Raw genomic sequence first — 20,277 nt, forward strand, 5'->3', positions numbered from 1 at the left:
AGATATAAATCCATGCTCTAAAAAAGGGGGACTGGATGTTTTAAATAATATTTCAGGACTTCCCACACCCCATTAGCGACTCAATTTCGGCAACAGTCCTGGGAATATGCCTAGAAAGGTTGACATGCCCAGTCCCGGTAATCAGCAAGTCGTCCTCGATGCGGATACCGATTTTTTCGCGATACCGCTTGCCCCCGATGGTCGCCGAGAACGTCCCGTAAAGCCCCGGTTCGCACGAAATCATCATGCCCGGTTCGAGCACCGTCGTAAGCGAACGGCTCCCCGGATCCCCTTCGTGGATTTGCTCCCCGATAAAATGGCTCACTCCATGCGGACGGCGGTCGTACAGCAGTTTGTAAGTACCGCGAGCCCCCTTCACCAGGCGCGTTTCGAGTTGTTCCATAATGTAGTCCCACGGGATTTGCCCGATTTCCTTGAGGGACACCCCAGGGCGCACCGCACGGCGGTAAACTGCGGCAGAATCCAGGACAATTTCGTACAACATTTTTTGCAAAGGATTGAACTTGCCGTTCACGGGAATGGTTCGCGAAATATCACTGTGGAGCGTCCCTACGCGGGTTCCGAAATCGAGCAGCACCAGGCTCCCCTTCTTGAGAAGTTCGTCCTTTTTCACGTAATGCAGGCAGCAGGCGTTCTCGCCCGAAGCGACAATGGTCGGGAATGCCAAATCCCCGTCGCCACCGAGGAGCAGTTGGTGGTCGAGGAACAGGCCCAAATCACGCTCGCCCTTGAACGTGGGCATAACCTCCAACAGTTTGCGGAAAGCCTTGTCCGTGGCCACCTGCGCGCGCTTTGCTTCATCGATGCGCGGGGCATCCAGCGGGAGTCTCAGTTCCCAATGCAAATCGGCGGCACTCCGCACAGCAACCCTATGTGGCCGCAGGGCTCGTTCCACTTTTTGTTTGAACTTCCAGTTGTGGTCGCCCTGGAATTTATCATGAAAAAACGCATAAACAAACGACTTTGATCCCTTCTTCTTCACAAGAGATTCAAGAGTCTCGTAGAACTTGTCGGCTGGCCGAACATCCTTGAACCCCGTCAGTTGCGCGGCCTCGGAATCCCCATCCAGGTAGCCAATCCGCTTGCCCACCCAAAATTCCTTGAACGGGTCTTTTTTCGGGACGAACAGGATTTCGGACTTGGATGCGGGGTCGAGCAGCAAAAAACATCCTGCCTGGTTCACACCCGTCAAAAAGAGAAATGCCGGTTCTTGAATAAACTTAGTCCAAGTGGAAGTGAAGGCTTCCTCGCACCCTGGATCCACGGGCATACCCGCAAAAACGCAAACAGAATCCAGTTTTTCCATCAGGGCCATGCGCCGGGCATGGTAAATTTCCCTGGAATCATGTTTACAAGAAGATACAAATACCTGAGAATAGGCTTTCGCCAAAGAAAAATCCTTTTGCATAGGTAAAAATTTATGTTTTTTACAATTAATTGCCTTTTAACAATATATATTTAGGCTACCACAGACTAGAATGGAGCCTGAATAATGATTTTAAAGAATTGGAAACTCATCCTCGCTGCTCTCAGCCTTGCCATGTTCACTGCTTGCGCCGGTTCCTCCGGTGGTAGCGAAGAAAGCGGTGACGACGGATACTCCTACGAAGACGATGGTAGCGGCAACACCGTAAAGAAGAAAAAACCGGTCAAGGTCGACAAAGACGAACTCAAGGATTCCGAAAAGGAAGCCATGGCCCTCACTGAAGAGAACCACAAGCTCCGCAAGGAAATCTTCGACGCCAAGAACAAGCTCGGTTTGCCCACCGGTCAAGGGAGCGACGACGCTTCTGCCGGTGAATGATTAACGAAGAGCATTATCATATTTCCGACGACCTGAAACGCATTGTTTCAGGCGAGAACGAGACGGTTTTCCGGTTATTGGAGAGCCGTTTTTCTGTTGAGATCCAGACGCGACTCCCGGGGCTCCGCATCAAGCCCCGCAAGGGGGCCGACATGGAGGGTGTACTCTCCGTGCTGGACCAGCTCAAGATGTCGGCAAGGCATGGCGACGGCATGACAGCCAAGCAACTCGACCGCATCCTTGGCCCGACCGTCGAGCCGTCCGGCAAGTCCATCCCCGACGCCCCCATCTTCCGCAACCGGTTCGGCATCGCCATCTCGGCAAAGACCCCCTCGCAAGTGGAACTGGTCGAAGCCGTCGAAAAGAACGACGTCATTTTCGCCAAAGGCCCTGCAGGGACCGGCAAGACATTCCTCGCCGTAACGCTTGCCGTCGCAAGCCTCGAGCGGCACGAAGCCGAAAAGATTTGCCTTGTCCGACCGGCAGTCGAAGCCGGAGAATCGCTCGGATTTTTGCCCGGCGACCTCAAGGAAAAAATCGCGCCGTACCTGCGCCCGATCCACGACAGCCTTTCTGAACTCCTCCCCGCCGAAAAGCTCCGCCGGTACGAAGAATCCGGAGCAATCGAAGTGGCCCCCCTCGCCTACATGCGCGGACGCACGCTAAAAAGGGCCTTCATCATCCTCGACGAAGCGCAAAACACGACAATTGCGCAGATGAAAATGTTTCTCACGCGCCTGGGCCCCCATAGTAAAGCTATCATTACAGGGGATGCCACACAGGTGGACCTCGCCGCAGGTCAGGTTTCCGGTCTGGAGCACGCCATGAAAATCCTGAAAGGGATTCCCGGAATCGCGCAAGTGCAGTTCACGGCAACCGACATCCTGCGCCACCACCTGGTCAAGGACATCCTGCACGCCTACGCCGAAAAGGAAAAAAAGAAATGAAGAAGAAACAGATGAAGCTCCACCTCTTTATCGGATGGCTACTCATACTAGGCATCGCCTTCTTGCTTTTCCCAGACAAGAACGTAGCCGTGCAAGCCGAACGCCCGCACCTGGGGCAGCTCAGCACCCGCACCATCGTTGCCCCCATCAACTTCGAGGTTCCCAAGACCGAACAAGAAATTGAGCAGGAACGCAACCGCGCCGCCGAAAAGATCAACGCCATCTTCGAGTTCAACACCGACGAAAGCAACCGCATCTACGACGACCTGAAGCAGTACCTCTCCAAACTCGCCTCGTACGGCGCGCTCCAGTCCCAAATCAACTCGGCCGACGACGAAGAATCGCCCATCCAGCCCAAGGTGCAACAGGCCTCCCGCCTTTACGAAACACTCAAGTCCCGCCTTTCCCCTTCGGCCATCAAGCAGCTGAGCGTCAACTCCAAGGCAAGGGATTCCCTGCTTTCGAAATTCAGCAAGATGCTGCAAAAGGGAGTCTCTAACACGTACATCGCCAGTTCCGAAACGGCAGTGCAGCTTTACCGCGATACATACAACGTCCAGGAACTCAAGTTCATCATTTACAACAAACCGAACGTCGCGCTAATCAAGGACAACCAGGAATTGACGCTCGAAGTCAGTTCCATACAGCCGGTCCAGCGCAGCATCGACGAAACCTTTGCAGAACTGCAACTCAGTTTCCCCAACGACCAAGGTATCTTGAGCGCCTTCTACGAAGCACTGTACGTATTCACTCTGCCCAACGTATTCTACCTCGATAAAGAGACGATGGCCCGCAAGCAGCAGGCCCGCGACAAGGTGACCCGCATCAAGGGCATGATTCCGCGCGGCATGGAAATCGTGACGCAAGGTTCTCCCGTCACCAAGGAAATTCTCGAAAGGATTGACGCGCTGCAGCTTGCCCAGAAAAAAGAAGAGAACTCGAGAGTGCTGACCGCACCGTACGGGCACTTCCTCATGTTCCTCATCGTCATCACGGCGTTCTACCTGTTCATGCTCGTGGTCTCGACGCACTCGATGTTCAGGACCCCGAGGCAATTGTGGAGTTTGTCTGTACTCGTCGCTTTGCAGCTGTTCGCCTTCTGGGGCGGCAAGTACCTCACGGACTTCCTGAGCCAGACTCCTGAACTCGCCTCCTTCTCCGAGAAGGTGGACTTCATGTGGCTGTACCCGTTCGCCTTCACGCCGGTCATCGCGACCGTGCTCTACGACAGGCGCCTGAGCACAGGCTTCTGCGTATTCTCCGCATTCACGTTCGGCATTCTCAACGGATACGACCTCGCAGCGACCATCGCCGTCATCGTGGTGCTCTTCACCACGACACAGCCGCTGACCCGCATGCGCTACCGCGTACAGTTCTTGTGGGGAATTTTCGCCGGCATCGGTTCTTTGGCCGTCGCCATCACGATTATGTTCCTGCTGCGTAACCGCATGGAATTCGCCCCGTTCTACCAGACGCTCATCGCCGCAAGCGTAAACGTCATCGCCTGTACGGCAATCGCATCCGTGCTCTTTATGCACTTGATTGAACGCATCCACGGCATCACGACCGTGCTTACACTCATGGAGATGTCCGACTTCAACAGGCCGGCCCTCAAGCGCATCTCGGAACTCGCTCCCGGCACGTTCCACCACAGCATCCAGGTTTCGAACCTCGCCGAGAAGGTTGCCGACAGCATCGGTGCCAACTCCCTCCTGGTCCGCGTCATGGCGCTCTACCACGACCTCGGCAAGACGATGCGCCCGGAATACTTTACCGAGAACCAGAAGCAGGGCGTGAACCCGCACAACTCGCTCGACCCGTACCAGTCCGTCAAGATTATCACAGGGCACGTGGAGCACGGAGCCATCCTCGCAAAAGAATACAAGATTCCGGACCTCGTTGCCGCAGGCATCACCGAGCACCACGGTACGACCATCATCCAGTATTTCTACCACAAGGCCCTCGAAGAGACGACCGATACCGACAAGGTCGTCAAGGAAGAAGATTTCCGTTACAAAGGCCCGAAGCCGCAGAGCAAGGAAACCGCCATCCTCATGCTCGCCGACATCATCGAAGCCACCAGCCGCTCCATGACAGACACCTCCCCCGAAAGTCTGGAAGAAATGATCCACAAGACAATCCAGGGCCGCTTCATGGAAGGCCAGTTCAACGAAAGCGACCTTTCCATCAAGGAACTGTTCAAGCTGGAGAAGGCATTCCTGCACAGCCTCGACGGGACGTATCACACGCGAGTGAAGTATCCGGGACAAAGGTAAGTAAGGGATTAGAATCAAGGATCTAGAGGCTAGGGAGAAATATCACGGCTTCGCCGTCTTATATTGACGCACGAAGTGCGAGATTCTTGTTCACTAACCTCTAGCCTCTAGTCTCTCACCTCTAGCCTAAGTCCAATTATTTCGCCAAAAATACGGGGAATCGGTTGACAATGGCCATAAACTTTGTATATTTGGCTCTGTAACTTTGAGAACGAATAGAAGGTTATCGGATGAATAAAAAGAATCTCATTCTTATTGCTGTCGGTGTCCTGATGCTCGTCATCGGTTTTATCTGTCTCGCCTCCGGCCCGGCAGACAATCCGGTCTCGCTCACGGTTGCGCCTCTTATCCTCTCGCTTGCCTATGTGGTGATTATCCCCATCGCAATCCTCTGGAGCGGCAAGAAAGAAGAAAAGAAGTAACAAATCCGGGCGATTAGCTCAGTTGGTTCAGAGCGTCTGCCTTACAAGCAGAATGTCAGCGGTTCGAATCCGTTATCGCCCACTACCGAAAATCGGAAACGATTTGGGGTGGTAGCTCAATTTTGGTTAGAGCACCGGCCTGTCACGCCGGAGGTTGCGAGTTCAAGCCTCGTCTATCCCGCGAAAAAGCCCTCTCGAAAGAGAGGGTTTTTCATTTTTGCAAAGCATGATTTTCAATAAAAAAAAGACGAATTAAATTCCAAATACCCTTGACAGGATTCAAAACAATTAATATATTTGGCAAACCACTGGGGTGGTAGCTCAATTTTGGTTAGAGCACCGGCCTGTCACGCCGGAGGTTGCGAGTTCAAGCCTCGTCTATCCCGCGAAAAAGCCCTCTCGAAAGAGAGGGCTTTTCGTTTGTACTGAATTTGTACTGAATAAAAAAAGAACCCGTTTCCGGGATCTTTTTTAGTGGTTAGTAAGCAGTGGCGAGACAATTGTGGAGCAAAGCTCCACCACTGTCTACTGTTTACTGCCTACTGTCTACTAAGCTAGCAGCCGAGTTTTGCGGAGAGGTAAGCTTCGAGTTCGTCGATCTTCACCAGTTCCTGCTTCATGGAGTCGCGTTCGCGAACCGTCACGAAGCCGAGCTTTGCCGGATCGGATTCACCCTCGCCCACCGTGTCGAAGTCAACGGTCACGCAGAACGGCGTGCCGAGTTCGTCCTGACGGCGGTAGCGCTTACCGATGGACTGCGTTTCATCGTATTCCACGTTCCAGCGGTTGAGGAGTTTCTGGTAGAGTTCTTCGGCCTTGGCCTTCACCTGGCCCTTCTTCACGAGCGGGAGAACGGCAACCTTCACCGGAGCAATCTTCGGGTCAAAGTGGAGCACGGTACGTTCGTCGTTTTCGAGCTTTTCCACGTCGTAGGCGTCGCAGAGGAGCACGAGGAGCAGACGTTCCACACCGAGGGACGGTTCCACCACGTACGGGATGTAACGCTTGTTCTGGACCGGGTCAATGTATTCCTGCTTGACCTTGGATTCGTTCTGGTGCTGCGTCAAATCGTAGTTCGTACGGCTGGCGATACCCCAGAGTTCGCCCCAACCGAACGGGAATTCGTATTCGACGTCGGTGGTGCCGTTGGAGTAGTGGGAAAGTTCTTCCTTGGCATGTTCGCGGAGGCGGAGCTTTTCCTTGTTCACGCCGAGGTCGTTTACGAGCCAGTCGAAGCAGTACTTGCGCCAGAAATTATACCAGTCAAGTTCGGTGCCCGGTTCGCAGAAGAATTCAAGTTCCATCTGTTCGAATTCGCGGGTACGGAAGATGAAGTTACCCGGAGTGATTTCGTTACGGAAGGACTTACCGATTTGTCCCACACCGAACGGGATACGCGGGCGGACGTTGTCGACAATGTTCTTGAAGTCAACGAAGATACCCTGAGCCGTTTCCGGACGGAGGTAAACCTTGTTGCCTTCGCCTTCGATCACACCGATTTCGGTCTGGAACATCAGGTTGAATGCGCGGGGCTTGGTCCAGTCGGTCTTGCCACAGGTCGGGCATTCAATCTTGTTGTCCATCATCATCTGGTGGACTTCATCAAAGTTCTTGCCGGCGCAGCAGCCTTCGCCGAGCTTGTCTTCCAAAAGCTGGTCGGCACGGAAACGTTCGTGGCAAGCGAGGCAGTCGACCAGCGGGTCAGAGAAGTTGCCCACGTGGCCAGAGGCCTTCCAAACGCGGGGGTTCAAAAGAATGGAGCTATCGAGACCGAGCACATCCTGGCGGCTGGTCACAAACTTCTTCCACCAGAGGTTCTTGATGTTGCGCTTCAGTTCCACGCCATACGGACCGTAGTCCCAAGTGTTGGCGAGGCCGTCGTAAATTTCGGAGCCGGGGAAAATGAAACCGCGGCGCTTGCAGAGGGAGATGATGTCCTTGAGGGCATCCTGAACTTTCTTTGCCATTTTATATCCTTTATCGGCAGGCTCTTTGGCGTGCCGGACTAGGAACCTACCTGGATGATAGGCCCTGACGGAGTGCAAATTTAGCAAATAGTGGTTAGTGGTTGGTGGTTAGTGGTTAGGAAAAAAAGGAAAAAGGAACTCATGATATGAAAAGACGAGAGATTTTCTAGTATATAAACATGCCTATTTTTGCATTTTTCTTTCGTCTTTCGTCTGTAGCCCGCCCTAGCGGGCATTCTCTCGTCTAATAAAAGATGACAAGTCCAAGGATTCTAGAAACAATGGGTTCATATTCAACATTACTGAAAAGTTGTATATTTTCAACATGAGAAATCTGGTCTACGTTATTTTATTTGCAACAGCAGTCGCCTTCGCACAAGGAGGCAACTCAGCAGCAATTCAAAGCGCAGATTTCTCGGCGACAAATGATTCCACTCAAAAACTATCTCCGTTTGACCACCTAGGCAGCAATATGCTCTGGAGCCTCGTCGGTTGGCCATTCCTTTTCCACGCGACCGGTAGCGCAGCCACATATTACCTTTCCACAAACGATTACGACCTCATGGTGGCGAGGTTTGCCGCACGCCAAAACACTGTCGCTTTTGGCATCGCATTCACTCCGGGGATGGCCATGGGAACCGTCTTCCCCTTTCTCGTTCCCGGGTACATGTACTTTATCAGTAGCAACAAGGCTCTAAACAATACAGGAGCAGTTGCAGCGCAGGCAACCGCCGTCGCATTCCTCTACAACAACATTCTCAAGGCCATTTCGGGACGAGCACACCCCAATGCCGAAAACAACAACGGAGAACTTTCACGCGATTTCAAGTGGGGATTCGGCAGGCGTGGCGTTTTTTACGGCTGGCCTTCTGGCCATTCCATGACAAACGCTTCACTGGCCATGAGTATCGCAAGCTACAACCGCGACAACCCTTGGATTGTTGCAGGCTGCGGGCTTTACGCAAGCTACGTTGCCACAAGTATGGTGCTAGGAGCCAAAGGCGAAGCACATTGGTTTTCCGATGCCATCGCAGGCACATTGATGGGAGCATCCATCGGTTGGTACATCGGGAATACTTTCTATAAAGAAAAAACAGGGGCAACAAAAACAATACCCAAAGTCACCATCGCACCAGTATTCTATGACGATTATAAAGGTGCTGTCTTGAGCGTGCGAATCTAATAATGTGAGCAAAAACAACATTCACCATACCCGAATTGTGATACACCACACAATTTGAATATTTCGGCTATTTCTACAGAATTAAATAAGCTATTTCTTGGTGACAAATACCGCTAAATGATATATCTTTACCCCAACGATTATTATGAAATTGCATATATCTATATTATTGCTTGCCCTCCCGTTTGCCGTTCTCGCGAAAGAAGACAACATTGCTGAAGATGCCATCCAGCGACTCGAAGAGAATGCCGCACTGACTCTCGACGACGACGCTCTTGAATCCCTGAAAGAAATTTCCGACAATTCCGATGCGGGTCTGCACATGCACCCCGGTTCCACGGTCAAAAACGAACTCCAGGAAAGCGCTGCTGCCGAAGCAAGCGCCGATACGGCAGATAACCCGAACGAAATGAGCCAGGAAGAAGCCGACGCAGAACTCGCCGCCTTTACCGACTCCGCATTCGCGGGCCAGGAACTCAAGAAACTCCAGCTGGACATGACCACGGCCATCGTCCCGACCGAAAGCCGCCGAATCGCAGGCCCCTACGGGATCCGTACCTACCGCATGCACCGCGGCATCGATTTGGGCCTTTGCCATGGTGAGAACCGCACTATCGTGGCCGCTTTTGCCGGAAAAGTCGTAAAAGTCCGCAATCAGGGCCGCCGCAGGGGCTATGGCAAGTACGTCATCCTGGACCACGGGAACGGCCTCACGACGCTTTATGCGCACCTCGCCAGCTGGAACGTGAACGTCGGCGACGAGCTCCAGGCCGGGGACACCATCGGCGTCGGAGGAAACACGGGCCGCTCGTTCGGGGCGCACCTGCACTTCGAGATGCGCTACGAGGGCATCTACATCGACCCCGCCACCATTTTCAACTTTGAACAAGGCACATTCTGGAACGTGAGCGTCGAACTCGACCCTGAAAAGCTGCTCGCCGCCGAAGGCGGATTCCAGAAGGAACTGTCCAAGCACCGCTACTACAAAGTGCGCAGCGGAGACTGCCTCGGGAAAATCGCCCGCAAGTACGGCATCAGCATCCAGCGACTCAAGCAGTTGAACAACATCAAGGGCAACCTCATCCGTCCGGGTCAGGTTTTGCGCTGCTCCTAAACACAACGCTGCAATTTTCTGCATAGAAAAAGCGCATCCTGAACAGGACGCGCTTTTTGAATCAGGAAACAAATTACTTGAGTTTCTTGCCCTTCAAATCGTAGCGGATTCCGTTGCTTTCGATAAACACCTTGTGGCTGTCAAAACGCAGTTTCGGAGAGCCGTCGACAGCCTTTAACACCGGGCGAGCCTTCGGGAGAGCAACAACTCCATCGACAGCAAAAGACGGAGCAAATCCCGAATTGAGCGCCTCAATGGCCCCCGCCAAATAGGCAATCGGAGAATTCCAGTTGATAGCGACCTCGTTGCTCGCATAGCTGCATTCGTCGTCCAGATAAGACTTGGCAGGAGCCCCGTTCACACGGTAATCCTTGCATTCCCATTCATTTTTACCGATATCCTCGCCGCCGGGCTGCGGGCCACCCACGAGCATCCCCGGTACCGGTTCATTGATTCCATCGGCCTGGCTCGGGCGATGATGCGGGTGCATCGGGGACTTGGAACCGAACCCAGTCACATAGGACATGTCCATCGGATTTTTTCCCAACAGGTAGTCGAGCGTACGCACCGCCGAATTGTAATACTTCTTGTCGGCAGTCAGGTAGTAGGCGTAAAGCAGCCAGACACCCATGTTGGCGGCCACACTGTTCGAGCCCCAGTAAAAGTCGCCCTTCGTCATGGGCACACCAAAGCCGGTCGAGGCATTTTTCACATAGCGGTCGGCAGCGGCAAGCAGACTGTCTTTCGCAGCAGCGGCATCACTGAACACATCCGAATGCGAAGCCTTGCTGTAGGTGACCAAGCCACTCATGTCAGCCCACCCCGGAATCGTCGTAAAAGCACCTTCACTCTTGTACGAGGCATCCTTGGTCGTCACATAGAGTTCCGCAGCAGCAAAGTTCTTTTCGTCCTTGGCATTGTTGTCGGAGTAGGTTCCTGTAGCCACATCGTGCGGCTGCTTGTAGAACACGTTCGGGTTCGCTTCACCCCAGGCATACGCCTTTTTGGCAGCTTCAAGGGCCTTGGTTGCAAACGTGGCATCAAACTTCTCGTACACACGGGCGGCAACAGCCATCACCCCGGCAAAATCATACGTTGCCGTAACGCTTTTTCCAATGATATAACGAGTATCCACGTCTTCGTTCGGCATCACCGTGCCGCAGAACTGGAGCGTCGTAAGCTTGTGATAGACGCCCCCGTCCGCAGCCTGCATGGTCAGCATCCAATCCAGGTTGTACTTGATTTCGACAAGCAAATCCGGCAGGTTACCGTCGGCCGGGATATTCCATTTGAGTTTGTCAAAATAAGCAGGGAAATGCTCATAGAGGCTCAGGAGCGTGTAGGTGGAAATGCCCGAATTCACGATGTACTTGCCGTAGTCGCCAGCATCGTACCAGCCCTTGGGGCTATCGACAGTACCACTGCCACCCGTGGCGGAGCTATGGAAAGCCACACTCATGTCGGGGTGACCCGCACTGCGTTTCCACTTGCCCGCATATTGTTCGTCCAGAGCCATAGAAGCACGCTGGTAATAGAACCACTTCAAGAGCGCCTTCGACACCTCGCCGTAGGTATTGTCCGCGATTTTCAGGTCCTTGCGGACTTCTTGCCCGTTCACCTTGATGGTGTAAGTACCAGGAGTCTTGAGTTCGGAGAAATCAACGAGTTGTACACTTTGACCACTGCCATCCCAATTCGCGGCAGCCGAAGGAGTCACAGAAAGCACCGTCTGGCCCGACTGATCGACAAAATCAACGTTACCACTCCCCTCGAACAGAGTAAGTTCCTTGAAACCACTCGTTCGATAGCCAATCTGGTTAATATAGGCCGTTGCAGCAAAAGAAACGCCAGACAAGGCAAGGATTACCGGAAGTGTTATTCTCTTTGTATTCATCGTTCTCTCCTGGAAAACAATCTCACAATTCTAAATCTAGTGTAAAAAACGAAAAAGGGGCTTTTTTGCATCAAAAAAAGTGTTTCCTACCGAAAACACATGTCAAAAATTTACCGAAGCCGGCCAAAACGGCCCTTAAGTTTGGCCAAGGCATCGTCTTCGATGACTTCTTCGGCGTCATCGCCCTTGCGTTTGAACCTGAGAATTTCGAAGTCCTCGAGCAAGGCGGAGGCTTGTAGATAGAGCTCAGGATATTCGGATTCGTCGGAAGCGGTTCGCTCGATTTTGGAGAGGAGGTCACGGGCGGTTTTCAGTTCGTGGTCCTTCATGAATCGCGCCTTGAGGAAGGGACGGAACTTTTCACGGAGGTCCTTGACGGAAAGGTCAACCTTGTCATTGCGAGCCCCTTGAGCAAAGCAATCTCCAACCGACATATCTGCGCCGAGCACGGCCAGTCTTTCGAACAAAGTATTTTCCTTGTGGTCGGGCAAGTAGAGCGCTGCAATTTTCGAGATAGACTTATTTTTCGCCATGAGTGCGGCAATGGCATCGCGCGCGTGATCACCGCCCTGGCGCATCGCTACCGAGAACTCGCGGAGAATATCCCAGAACTTTACGAATGCTCCGGCTCCAAGAAGCGCCGATTCGTAGGTCGCACGCACAAGCGCAAGGCGCATTTCTTCGTCTTCGCTGCGGGTGTTTGCGGCAAGGTTCTTGAAGTCATGAATTTTCTTACCACGGGAAAACTCGAGACCCGAAAAACGCACACAACGGTTTGCGTCCAGATTGTCAGCGACAAGAGACTTCAAAACCCACGACTTGAGCGCCGTTTTGAAACCGTCGGAATAGAGGCCGCCCGTCTCGAGCATGTTCAGGCGGTCAACAATGAGCGTGGAGGCAGAATCGGTCACTTCGGCTAGCTCAGTGACCTTGCCAGGTTGGTGAGCCTGCCGAACCACTACACGCTTGCGGAAAGCTTGCCAGAACGCAGATTCTGCCGGAGTCATGAGCGCCGATTCGCCGAGGCGCCAGCCAAAGCGCATGTTACCAAGAGCAAAGTCAATACCGAACGTCACCAGAACGGGGCGCACCGCAGCAAAGAGCCGGAAACTCCCCCATTCCGGGTTAATTTCGGTGGAAAATTTCTCCGGGAATCCCTGCTTGAAGATTCTCGCATGAATCCGCAAGTGATTTTCTTTTTCAGGCGTGACCGTCGGGATGTCGCAATCGAGTTGCTTCATCTCGGCAAAGACTTCGTAGAGACTAAAGAGCGGAGCCTTGTGCGGGTTCGCCTTGAGCTTATCGCAGAAGGCGTCGTCGATAAACGTGCGCTTGCCTTCCAGTTGCTTTTTTGCATTCTTGGGCATCTCGCGGATGACGGATTCAGCCATCCATTCACGCCACTGGTGAATCGAGAGAGCAAGCGTCGCGGGCGTTACCTGCGGAAGCATGTCGTAAGGCAAATCGAGCGTGATGCCGTCGCAGTCGCGGGTCGCATCAAAGACCATCTCGCCCATCACCATGCGGCTGGAACCGTCAAGCCCTTCAATGCGGAACTGTTCAAGGGAGCCGCCGAGAGTGGGTTCCTGCGGTTTTGCGGCTTTCTTGCCCTTCGCCGAGGCATCGAAGGCGCGCGGGAACAAATCGCCTAGAGATTGCCGCGCTTCGCTCGCAATGACACCCTCTACACCAGTATCTAACTGGTCCAGCCAGAACTTCGCATCAAATTTCAGGAACTGGTCCGTATGTTCGCGAATGTAATCCTTAAGCGTCTTGATGGAATTCACCTCATGCGCAATGCGCACATAGTAATCCACCAGGGCATCTTCGCTAGGGGCAAGCCCGAATTGACGCTTGCGGGCCTCCAGCGCATGCAAGTCCTCGACGACGCGTTCATTGTGCGTCATGAAGGCAAACGGGCGCGCCATCTGGCCAAGCACTACGGCCTCGCGCCAGAAAATCTCTGCGCACTCGTCAGGATTCACGCGGGCGTAATCCACGCGATGGCCGCGGCTAATCACGAGTCCGCGGAAACTCACTTCCTCCACCGCTTCCACGAAACCGCGTTCCTGGTTCCACGTAGGCGCATACCAGCGACGCGTGCAGAAGGGTTCCGCTACCTGCATAATCCATTCCGGCTTGATTTCGGCGGCCTTGTTGAGGAAGATGCGGCTCGTCTCGCGCACCTCGGCACTAAAAAGCCATTCCGCACTCTTGCCGTAAAGGTCGCTGCCCGGGAACACATGCGTCTCGCGGCCGCTCACTAAGCGGTAGCAGCCGTTTTCCATGTCACGCAAGGCAACGCCACCCAGGAATCCCGAAAGCAAAGCGATGTGCAGGTTGTCGCGGTGGAAACTGTCAAGCGGACACACGCGATTTTCGAATTTCACGTCGAGGATGCGCCCGAACTGTTCGTACAAATCAATCCATTCGCGGCACCGCAAAAAATGCAGGCTGTTCTTGTCGCAGAACTTGCGCAACTTATTCCAGGTCTTGCCATCCCATTCGGCGCAGAAGGCGTTCCACATGCAGATGAACGTGAGGAAATCGCTCTTGTGGCCCGCAAACTTGCGGTGCAGTTGGCGAATGCGGGTGCGTTCGGGTTCCTCGCTCGGTACCACACGCGGATCCTGGATGGAGAGCGCCGAGCAGACAATCAATGCGGGTTGCAACACGCCGGCATCGCGCGCACGCAAAAGCACGGCAGAGAGCGCCACATCCATCGGGAGGCGCGTCATCTCGCGGCCAAGCTTGGTCACATGTCCGCTGGCGTTATCGGCGGTCAATGCGCCGAGTTCAAAAAGCGTCTTGTACGCGTCGCGGAACGCCGAATGCGGAGGCGGCTGCAGGAACGGGAAATTCTCGAGTTCAAGCCCGAGGCTTCTCAACTGCAAGACCACGTTCGCGAGATTACTCCGCCGGATTTCCGGCTCCGTAAACTCGTCTCGCTTCTCGAAATCTTCGGGAGAATAAAGGCGTATGCAAACACCGGGCTTTACGCGCCCCGCACGCCCTGTGCGCTGCCGGGCACTCGCCTTCGAAATGTCCTCGACGGGCAATCCCTGGATTCGGGACTGCGCGTTGTACCGCGAAATGCGGGCCGTACCCGTGTCCACCACGTAAGCAATTCCCGGAATCGTGAGCGAAGTTTCCGCGATGTTCGTCGCGAGCACCACGCGGGTCTTTTCCGTATGCCTGAAGATGCGGCGCTGTTCATCGGGGCTCATGCGCCCGTAAAGCGGCAAGATGTCGAAAGTCGCGGAATCCAATTCGTGCGCGAGCTCGCCCGCCAAATCTTGGATGTCGCGTTCCGTCGGCAAAAAACAAAGCAAGTGATCGCGGTGGCGCGTTTCCAGGTCGAGAATCGCATCGCGCGCCTCGTCAAGCAAACCGGAATCGCCTTTTCCACTAATGTCGCGGAATCTCGGCCCTTCGGCAAGCTCACTTCGGCTACGCTCAGTGACCTTACTTAAGGTCGGTGAGCCTGTCGAACCGCCGCCGAAATAGTACTCCACATCGACGGGGAACGTGCGGCCCTCGGCTTCGAGCACGCAGCTGTTGTCGTAAAATTCCTCGAAAAGCTTGGCATCGAGCGTCGCGGAAGCCACAATCAGCTTGAATTCCGGGCGGGCCAGCAAAACCGTTTTGAAAATGCCAAGCAATATGTCGATATTCAGCGAGCGTTCATGCGCCTCGTCAATCACGATGGCCGAATACTGCCTAAAGAGCCTGTCGCGACGGAATTCCTGCAACAAAATGCCGTCCGTCATCACCTTGATGGGAGCGTCGCTCTGGCCCTGTTCCCAGAAGCGGATTTTCGTAGAGACGAGCGCTTCATCTTTCAATTCTTCACGCAGACGGTCCGCAATAGAAATAGCCGCAAGTCGGCGGGGCTCCGTCACACCGATTTTAAAGAGGCTATGAGGTCGCGCTTCGCGCTCTGAGGTATGAGCACGGGCTTCGCCCTTTGAGGAATACCACTCCAAAAGGAATTTGGGCAGCTGCGTCGACTTGCCGGAACCGGTGTCTGCCTTGACAATCACCACCTGATGCTTCTCGAGCATCTCAAAGAACTCTTCCCGATGTTCAACGACAGGAAGGTCCGGGTATGTGATTTTCAAGTTCTCGTAAGACATGCTAGCTATGAGGTATGAGGTGTGAGGTATGAGGTCGGTCGCCTACGGCTCCCTATGAGTTTTAAGTTTGGCGCCTTCGGCGCGATTATTTATCTCAAAGCGAAGCGACCTCATTGCTCGAAGCGACTGTAAGGAGCGTGCTCACTCCTTGATATGTCCGCACTTGTCGCAGGTGAGTTTGTAGCTGTTATCGGGGTCGACGACCATCACGCCGTCGCATTCCGGCACTTCGCACGGGAGTTCCCCCGGCATCACTTCACGGTATGTTCGCTTTTCCATAGTGGTTAGTGATTAGTGGTTGGTGGTTAGGAAAGTTCTTTTAAATATCTCGCCAAGGCATCTTGCCATGTGGGGAGCGGCTTGAAACCGGCTTCCACGAGTTTGCTCTTGTCCAAGCGGCTATTGAACGGACGCGCCGCCTTGCTGAGGCCGTATTCAGCGGTCGTCACGGGCACCACCTTGGTACTGTAACCCGCCTGCTTGAAGATTTCGCAGGTAAAATCGTACCAGCTGATGAACCCGCCTTCGTTCGTCGCATGGTAATAGCCGTACTTTTCGGTTTCGTTCATGTCTATCAGCAGGCGCGAAAGGTCAAGCGTGTATGTCGGCGTGCCGATCTGGTCGTTCACCACGCGCACGGTATCGTGAGTCTTGCCCACATTAAGCATCGTCTTGATGAAGTTCTTGCCGTTGAGGCCGAACACCCAGGCGATACGCACAATAAAGAACTTCTCGAGAGTCCCGCTCACGGCAAGTTCGCCTTCGAGCTTAGTCTGTCCATAAACATTCAGGGGCTTGTAATCCTTGCAGTCAGGCTTCCAAGGTTCTGTTCCCTGGCCGTCAAAAACGTAGTCCGTGCTGATGTAGGTCATCTTGCAGCCGAGCTTTTTGCAGGCATTCGCGATGTTCTGCGTGCCACCCGCGTTCACCGCGCGGACCTTCGCCACGTTTGCATCGTCTTCGGCCAGATCCACAGCAGTCCATGCAGCGCAATGAATCACAGCATCGGGGTTCACTTCCGAAATCGCCTTCTCGACAGCCGCAGCATCCGTAATATCAAGCTGCACGTAGGGCATCGTCGTCACTGCGGAACCGTCGGCAACACCACTATAAGCGGGAGCCATGTCCGAGCCCACGCCCGTATGCCCGCGCTTGGCGAGTTCGTTCATCACGTCATGGCCCAACTGGCCACCTACACCAGTCACAAAGAATTTCATAGAATAACCTCTAAACGAAAGATAGAAAAAAGGGCGCAATCACGGATAAACGCCTTCGTCAGGTGGTTAGTGGTTAGAGGTTAGGAGATAGGTACGAGGCTTTCTTGTCATTCTTCCGCAATTTCTCCTTTTTCGCATTGGGCAACATTCTATATTTCACCGCATGGAAAACATCATTGAGACTTTGAATGCGGTGGGGCAGCAAGAGTTGGCGGCCCGCCTTGAATCTTTGAGCGGGGATGCCCGCAAGAATCTGGAACGCGACATTTTGAGCCAGGACTGGGAAGAGCTCAAGGCTCTCTACGCCGAAAAATCAAGAGCATCGCTCGAAGACAACGTTTCGAGCAATTTGAAGCCAATGCCGTTCAAGATCGCGGTCGACGACCTGCGTTACGATTTCTGGAAAGAGACTGGCGAAATCCTGCTCGGCAAAGGCCAAGTCGCGGCATTCCTCGTCGCGGGCGGGCAAGGCTCTCGCCTCGGCTTCGACGGTCCCAAGGGCATGTTCGACATCGGACTCCCGAGCCACAAGAGTTTATTCCAACTGCAGGCGGAGCGCCTGCTGAACCTCTCTGCACGAGTGGAGCATCCCATCCCCTGGTGCATCATGACGAGCCCCCTCAACCACGAGGCGACCGTCAACTTCTTTACCGAGCACGACTTTTTCGGGTACGCCCGCGAAAACATCCGCTTCTTTGAGCAGGGCACCATCTGCGCCCTCGACCCGAACGGCAAGGCCATCGTCGACGAGAACAACCGTCTCGCCCTCGTCCCCGACGGCAACGGCGGCTGCTTCCGCGCCCTTTCCCAGAGCGGCACGCTCGCCTGGCTCGTGGAAAAAGGCGTGCAATACGTGTTCCTTTACAGCGTCGACAACGCACTCTGCCGCATCTGCGACCCGGCCTTCATCGGAGCACTCGCTGCCGAAGGCCGCAGCCTCAGCGCCTCCAAGGTAGTCCACAAGGCGGGCGCCCAAGAAAAGGTGGGCATTTTCGCTTTGCAGAACAACAAGCCCGGCGTCGTCGAATACAGCGATTTGCCCGAGAACTACCGCGACATGACCAACCCCGACGGGAGCCTCACCTTCGACGGCGGGAACATCGCGATTCACTTGTTCAAAATAGCAGGGCTCAGGAAGCTACAAACCAGCCGCCTCCCCTGGCACACCGCCCGCAAGACCGTCTGCGGCATCGAGAAGTGCTGGAAGTTCGAGCAGTTCCTGTTCGACGCGTTCCCGCAGCTCGGCACGATGATGCCGTTCGGCGTCCTCCGCGAAGAGGAATTCTCCCCGGTCAAGAACGCCGAAGGGAACGATTCCCCCAAGACCGCACGCGAAATGATCGGCAGGCTCCACCGCGAATGGCTGCGCAAGGCGCACGTGGCGATCGACCCCAAGAAGCTCTACGAAATCTCCCCCACCATCAGCTACGCCGGCGAAGGCCTCAAGCAGAGCGTGTTCGACAGGGAAATCGGGAGAAATATTCTGGAATTTGAGGAATAGTAAACAGTGGTTAGTGGTTGGTGGTTAGGGGCACGAACCTGAAGCCTCAAGTCACGAGCCAAATGTAATCAAGTGAATAAATTCAAATACATTATCTATAAATTCACTTTCGGAGCACTTCTGCGGGTGCCGGATGTTTTCTATTCGGCGCTGTTTGCCATCGTATTCCCGATATACAAGGCACTCCACACCAAACGGGCCTACGGGCGCGTCGTGAAGCACCTGGATGCAGCCAGAAAATACATGGAGACGCAGGGTCAGGACAGCGGCCCCATACAAAAAGTGACCGCACGCGACGTATTCAAGGGCATCTACTGGAACGCGCTCGATTCGTACCGCGGCCTCGCCCGCTTCAAAAGCGTCACCCGCCGCATCGTCTACGAGAACGAAGAAATCATCCGAGACGCCGTCGCCGAATGCGCCAAGGCCGGGAAACCCATCGCAGGGATCAGCATCCACCAGGGTTCTTTCGAGCTCCTGCACCGCGCACTCTGCCGTTACAGCGAGCATGTCCACCTGATTACCGATTCCGTCGGCGACGAGGCCTTCCGCAAGTGCCTCGAAGACCTCCGCAGCGACCCGCACCTCACCGAATACCACCCCGAAGAGACCGGGCAGCTCATCCGCGACCTGTTCAAGACAAAAGGCATCCTCGCGATGGTGTACGACCAAGGCCGCAACACCAAGGGGAACACCGTCAAGCTGTTCGGGCGGCCCACCACGCTTTACCTGCGACTCCTGCAAAAAGTGAACGAGATGGGAGCCGGCATCGTCACATTCCGCACCTGGACCGAGCGGAAGCGCATCATCATCCACTTCGAGACCTACTACCAGCCGCATTACGACAAAATTATAGGGGAAAATGCGCCAGCAGACGCAAAGAGTACCGAAAGTCCGCTTCTCGGCGCCATCGCCCGCGAGACCGAACAGTGGATAGCGGAGCACCCCGACCAGTGGAGCTGGAACTACCACGGGAACTTTCTAAATTTGACGCCGAGGTTATAAAATGGCATTGAACGCAGACGAAGAGTTCCAGCTGGAATGGCTGAAGAACCACCGCATCGAGGACAAGGACGAGGAAATGCGCCAGCAGGCAGAAAAGGAAGCCGCCGAGCACCCCGTACGCGCTCAGCGTGGGCGCAAGATGCGCCGCAGCCCGGCAGCCTGGGAACTCCCCGTTCCCGAAGACGAGATCGACCTCCACGGATTCACCGCCGACGAAGCCGCCGAGGCCGTGGAACGCCGCATCGACGACCTCCTCATCGCCGGACTGAGCGTACTGCGCATCATCCACGGCGGAGGGAACCCCGAATACGGGAACGTGAAGCACATCATCGACCGCAAAGTCCGCTCCGAATGGAAAAACAGGGTCGTTTTCTACAAGGTTGAACCCGACAACGCGGGATCGAGCATCATGAAAATCGGGAAACCCCGCCCATCAGCCCCCCAGAAACGGAAAAAACGCTAAAAAAAGCATTTTTTTCGTGACTTTCCCCTTTGACAACCGACAACATTTAACTATCTTTGAGCCCACAAGAACGGAATATAGCTCAGCCTGGTAGAGCGCTTGCTTCGGGAGCAAGAGGTCGTGAGTTCGAATCTCGCTATTCCGATAAAACGAAAAAGGACACCACCAAGGTGTCCTTTTCGTTTTACGGAATGTCGCGCGAGATGAGAACTCACGAAGTGAGTTCGACTAAATCGTCGATGAGCGAAGCGAATATTAGACGATTTAGCGATTCCGCCGTAAGGCGGAACCCGAAGGGCAAAAGCTGAGTGAAACGAAGGTTTTGTC

Annotated in this window: 15 protein-coding genes and 4 tRNA genes; 13 read left to right on the forward strand and 6 right to left on the reverse strand. The window is 54.3% G+C overall.

Annotated elements, in window-relative coordinates; translation table 11 throughout:
- Positions 1–52: 52 nt before the first annotated feature.
- The gene (locus Q0Y46_RS06455) at positions 53–1,429 is read right to left on the reverse strand and encodes a Xaa-Pro peptidase family protein (protein ID WP_295679675.1); all 1,377 of its coding nucleotides are present in this window, start codon (positions 1,427–1,429) and stop codon (positions 53–55) included.
- An 84-nt stretch (positions 1,430–1,513) separates the two neighbouring features.
- Between Q0Y46_RS06455 and Q0Y46_RS06460 the strand changes: the two genes are divergently transcribed.
- The 7 genes from Q0Y46_RS06460 (at position 1,514) to Q0Y46_RS06490 (ending at position 5,856) form a co-directional block, all read left to right on the forward strand.
- A complete protein-coding gene (locus tag Q0Y46_RS06460; protein ID WP_295679677.1) occupies positions 1,514–1,825 on the forward strand; it encodes a hypothetical protein in 312 nt (103 codons plus the stop codon).
- Entirely contained in the window at positions 1,822–2,772 is a 951-nt protein-coding gene (locus tag Q0Y46_RS06465; RefSeq protein ID WP_295679679.1) for a PhoH family protein, read from the forward strand. The genes Q0Y46_RS06460 and Q0Y46_RS06465 overlap by 4 nt, the downstream gene beginning before the upstream one ends.
- The gene (locus tag Q0Y46_RS06470; protein ID WP_295679682.1) at positions 2,769–5,048 is read left to right on the forward strand and encodes an HDIG domain-containing metalloprotein; all 2,280 of its coding nucleotides are present in this window, start codon (positions 2,769–2,771) and stop codon (positions 5,046–5,048) included. The genes Q0Y46_RS06465 and Q0Y46_RS06470 overlap by 4 nt, the downstream gene beginning before the upstream one ends.
- Before the next feature lie 230 nt (positions 5,049–5,278).
- Positions 5,279–5,470, forward strand: a complete 192-nt coding sequence (locus tag Q0Y46_RS06475) for a hypothetical protein (RefSeq protein WP_290961435.1) — start codon at positions 5,279–5,281, stop codon at positions 5,468–5,470.
- 7 nt (positions 5,471–5,477) lie between these two features.
- Positions 5,478–5,552 (forward strand) — tRNA-Val (locus tag Q0Y46_RS06480).
- A 23-nt stretch (positions 5,553–5,575) separates the two neighbouring features.
- Positions 5,576–5,651 (forward strand) — tRNA-Asp (locus Q0Y46_RS06485).
- 129 nt (positions 5,652–5,780) lie between these two features.
- Positions 5,781–5,856: transfer RNA gene (locus Q0Y46_RS06490), tRNA-Asp, on the forward strand.
- 168 nt (positions 5,857–6,024) lie between these two features.
- Here Q0Y46_RS06490 and Q0Y46_RS06495 read toward each other — a convergent pair.
- Positions 6,025–7,437 carry a glycine--tRNA ligase gene (locus Q0Y46_RS06495; protein WP_073192198.1) on the reverse strand — a complete coding sequence of 471 codons (1,413 nt, stop codon included), beginning with the start codon at positions 7,435–7,437 and terminating at the stop codon, positions 6,025–6,027.
- A 325-nt stretch (positions 7,438–7,762) separates the two neighbouring features.
- Here Q0Y46_RS06495 and Q0Y46_RS06500 point away from each other — a divergent pair, with 325 nt between their 5' ends.
- Together Q0Y46_RS06500 and Q0Y46_RS06505 are read left to right on the forward strand one after the other, a co-directional pair.
- A complete protein-coding gene (locus Q0Y46_RS06500) occupies positions 7,763–8,620 on the forward strand; it encodes a phosphatase PAP2 family protein (protein ID WP_295679687.1) in 858 nt (285 codons plus the stop codon).
- Between the two features lie 145 nt (positions 8,621–8,765).
- Positions 8,766–9,734 carry a M23 family metallopeptidase gene (locus Q0Y46_RS06505; protein WP_295679690.1) on the forward strand — a complete coding sequence of 323 codons (969 nt, stop codon included), beginning with the start codon at positions 8,766–8,768 and terminating at the stop codon, positions 9,732–9,734.
- A gap of 73 nt (positions 9,735–9,807) precedes the next feature.
- On the opposite strand, the gene Q0Y46_RS06510 is transcribed toward Q0Y46_RS06505, so the two are convergent.
- The 4 genes from Q0Y46_RS06510 to rfbD all read right to left on the reverse strand — a co-directional run bounded on the left by Q0Y46_RS06510 (position 9,808) and on the right by rfbD (position 16,981).
- Positions 9,808–11,628 (reverse strand): glycoside hydrolase family 9 protein, encoded by a 1,821-nt coding sequence (locus Q0Y46_RS06510; protein WP_297945948.1) that lies wholly within the window; start codon positions 11,626–11,628, stop codon positions 9,808–9,810.
- A 110-nt stretch (positions 11,629–11,738) separates the two neighbouring features.
- Entirely contained in the window at positions 11,739–15,764 is a 4,026-nt protein-coding gene (hrpA, locus tag Q0Y46_RS06515; protein ID WP_297945950.1) for an ATP-dependent RNA helicase HrpA, read from the reverse strand.
- A 141-nt stretch (positions 15,765–15,905) separates the two neighbouring features.
- Complete coding sequence (locus Q0Y46_RS06520; protein WP_297945952.1) at positions 15,906–16,043, reverse strand: hypothetical protein; 138 nt, start codon at positions 16,041–16,043, stop codon at positions 15,906–15,908.
- A 26-nt stretch (positions 16,044–16,069) separates the two neighbouring features.
- Positions 16,070–16,981, reverse strand: a complete 912-nt coding sequence (rfbD, locus tag Q0Y46_RS06525) for a dTDP-4-dehydrorhamnose reductase (protein WP_297945954.1) — start codon at positions 16,979–16,981, stop codon at positions 16,070–16,072.
- Positions 16,982–17,144: 163 nt separating this feature from the next.
- On the opposite strand from rfbD, the gene Q0Y46_RS06530 reads away from it, so the two are divergent.
- The 4 genes from Q0Y46_RS06530 to Q0Y46_RS06545 all read left to right on the forward strand — a co-directional run bounded on the left by Q0Y46_RS06530 (position 17,145) and on the right by Q0Y46_RS06545 (position 20,095).
- Positions 17,145–18,482 carry a UDPGP type 1 family protein gene (locus Q0Y46_RS06530; protein WP_297945956.1) on the forward strand — a complete coding sequence of 446 codons (1,338 nt, stop codon included), beginning with the start codon at positions 17,145–17,147 and terminating at the stop codon, positions 18,480–18,482.
- A 72-nt stretch (positions 18,483–18,554) separates the two neighbouring features.
- On the forward strand, positions 18,555–19,487 hold the full coding sequence (locus Q0Y46_RS06535) for a lauroyl acyltransferase (RefSeq protein WP_297945958.1): 933 nt from the start codon (positions 18,555–18,557) through the stop codon (positions 19,485–19,487).
- 1 nt (position 19,488) lies between these two features.
- On the forward strand, positions 19,489–19,950 hold the full coding sequence (locus Q0Y46_RS06540; RefSeq protein WP_297945960.1) for a Smr/MutS family protein: 462 nt from the start codon (positions 19,489–19,491) through the stop codon (positions 19,948–19,950).
- Positions 19,951–20,021: 71 nt separating this feature from the next.
- A tRNA-Pro gene (locus Q0Y46_RS06545) sits at positions 20,022–20,095 on the forward strand.
- Positions 20,096–20,277: the final 182 nt, after the last annotated feature.

It is taken from the genome of uncultured Fibrobacter sp., from assembly GCF_947305105.1.
Taxonomy (GTDB): Bacteria; Fibrobacterota; Fibrobacteria; order Fibrobacterales; family Fibrobacteraceae; genus Fibrobacter.

Bases quoted from the DNA above. Each gene is read 5' to 3' on its own strand.
- Q0Y46_RS06455 (WP_295679675.1), bottom strand. From the start codon at position 1,429: ATGCAAAAGGATTTTTCTTTGGCGAAAGCCTATTCTCAGGTATTTGTA.
- hrpA (WP_297945950.1), bottom strand. From the start codon at position 15,764: ATGTCTTACGAGAACTTGAAAATCACATACCCGGACCTTCCTGTCGTT.
- Q0Y46_RS06470 (WP_295679682.1), top strand. From the start codon at position 2,769: ATGAAGAAGAAACAGATGAAGCTCCACCTCTTTATCGGATGGCTACTC.
- Q0Y46_RS06460 (WP_295679677.1), top strand. From the start codon at position 1,514: ATGATTTTAAAGAATTGGAAACTCATCCTCGCTGCTCTCAGCCTTGCC.
- Q0Y46_RS06505 (WP_295679690.1), top strand. From the start codon at position 8,766: ATGAAATTGCATATATCTATATTATTGCTTGCCCTCCCGTTTGCCGTT.
- Q0Y46_RS06465 (WP_295679679.1), top strand. From the start codon at position 1,822: ATGATTAACGAAGAGCATTATCATATTTCCGACGACCTGAAACGCATT.
- Q0Y46_RS06500 (WP_295679687.1), top strand. From the start codon at position 7,763: ATGAGAAATCTGGTCTACGTTATTTTATTTGCAACAGCAGTCGCCTTC.
- Q0Y46_RS06540 (WP_297945960.1), top strand. From the start codon at position 19,489: ATGGCATTGAACGCAGACGAAGAGTTCCAGCTGGAATGGCTGAAGAAC.
- Q0Y46_RS06495 (WP_073192198.1), bottom strand. From the start codon at position 7,437: ATGGCAAAGAAAGTTCAGGATGCCCTCAAGGACATCATCTCCCTCTGC.
- Q0Y46_RS06530 (WP_297945956.1), top strand. From the start codon at position 17,145: ATGGAAAACATCATTGAGACTTTGAATGCGGTGGGGCAGCAAGAGTTG.
- Q0Y46_RS06520 (WP_297945952.1), bottom strand. From the start codon at position 16,043: ATGGAAAAGCGAACATACCGTGAAGTGATGCCGGGGGAACTCCCGTGC.
- rfbD (WP_297945954.1), bottom strand. From the start codon at position 16,981: ATGAAATTCTTTGTGACTGGTGTAGGTGGCCAGTTGGGCCATGACGTG.
- Q0Y46_RS06475 (WP_290961435.1), top strand. From the start codon at position 5,279: ATGAATAAAAAGAATCTCATTCTTATTGCTGTCGGTGTCCTGATGCTC.
- Q0Y46_RS06510 (WP_297945948.1), bottom strand. From the start codon at position 11,628: ATGAATACAAAGAGAATAACACTTCCGGTAATCCTTGCCTTGTCTGGC.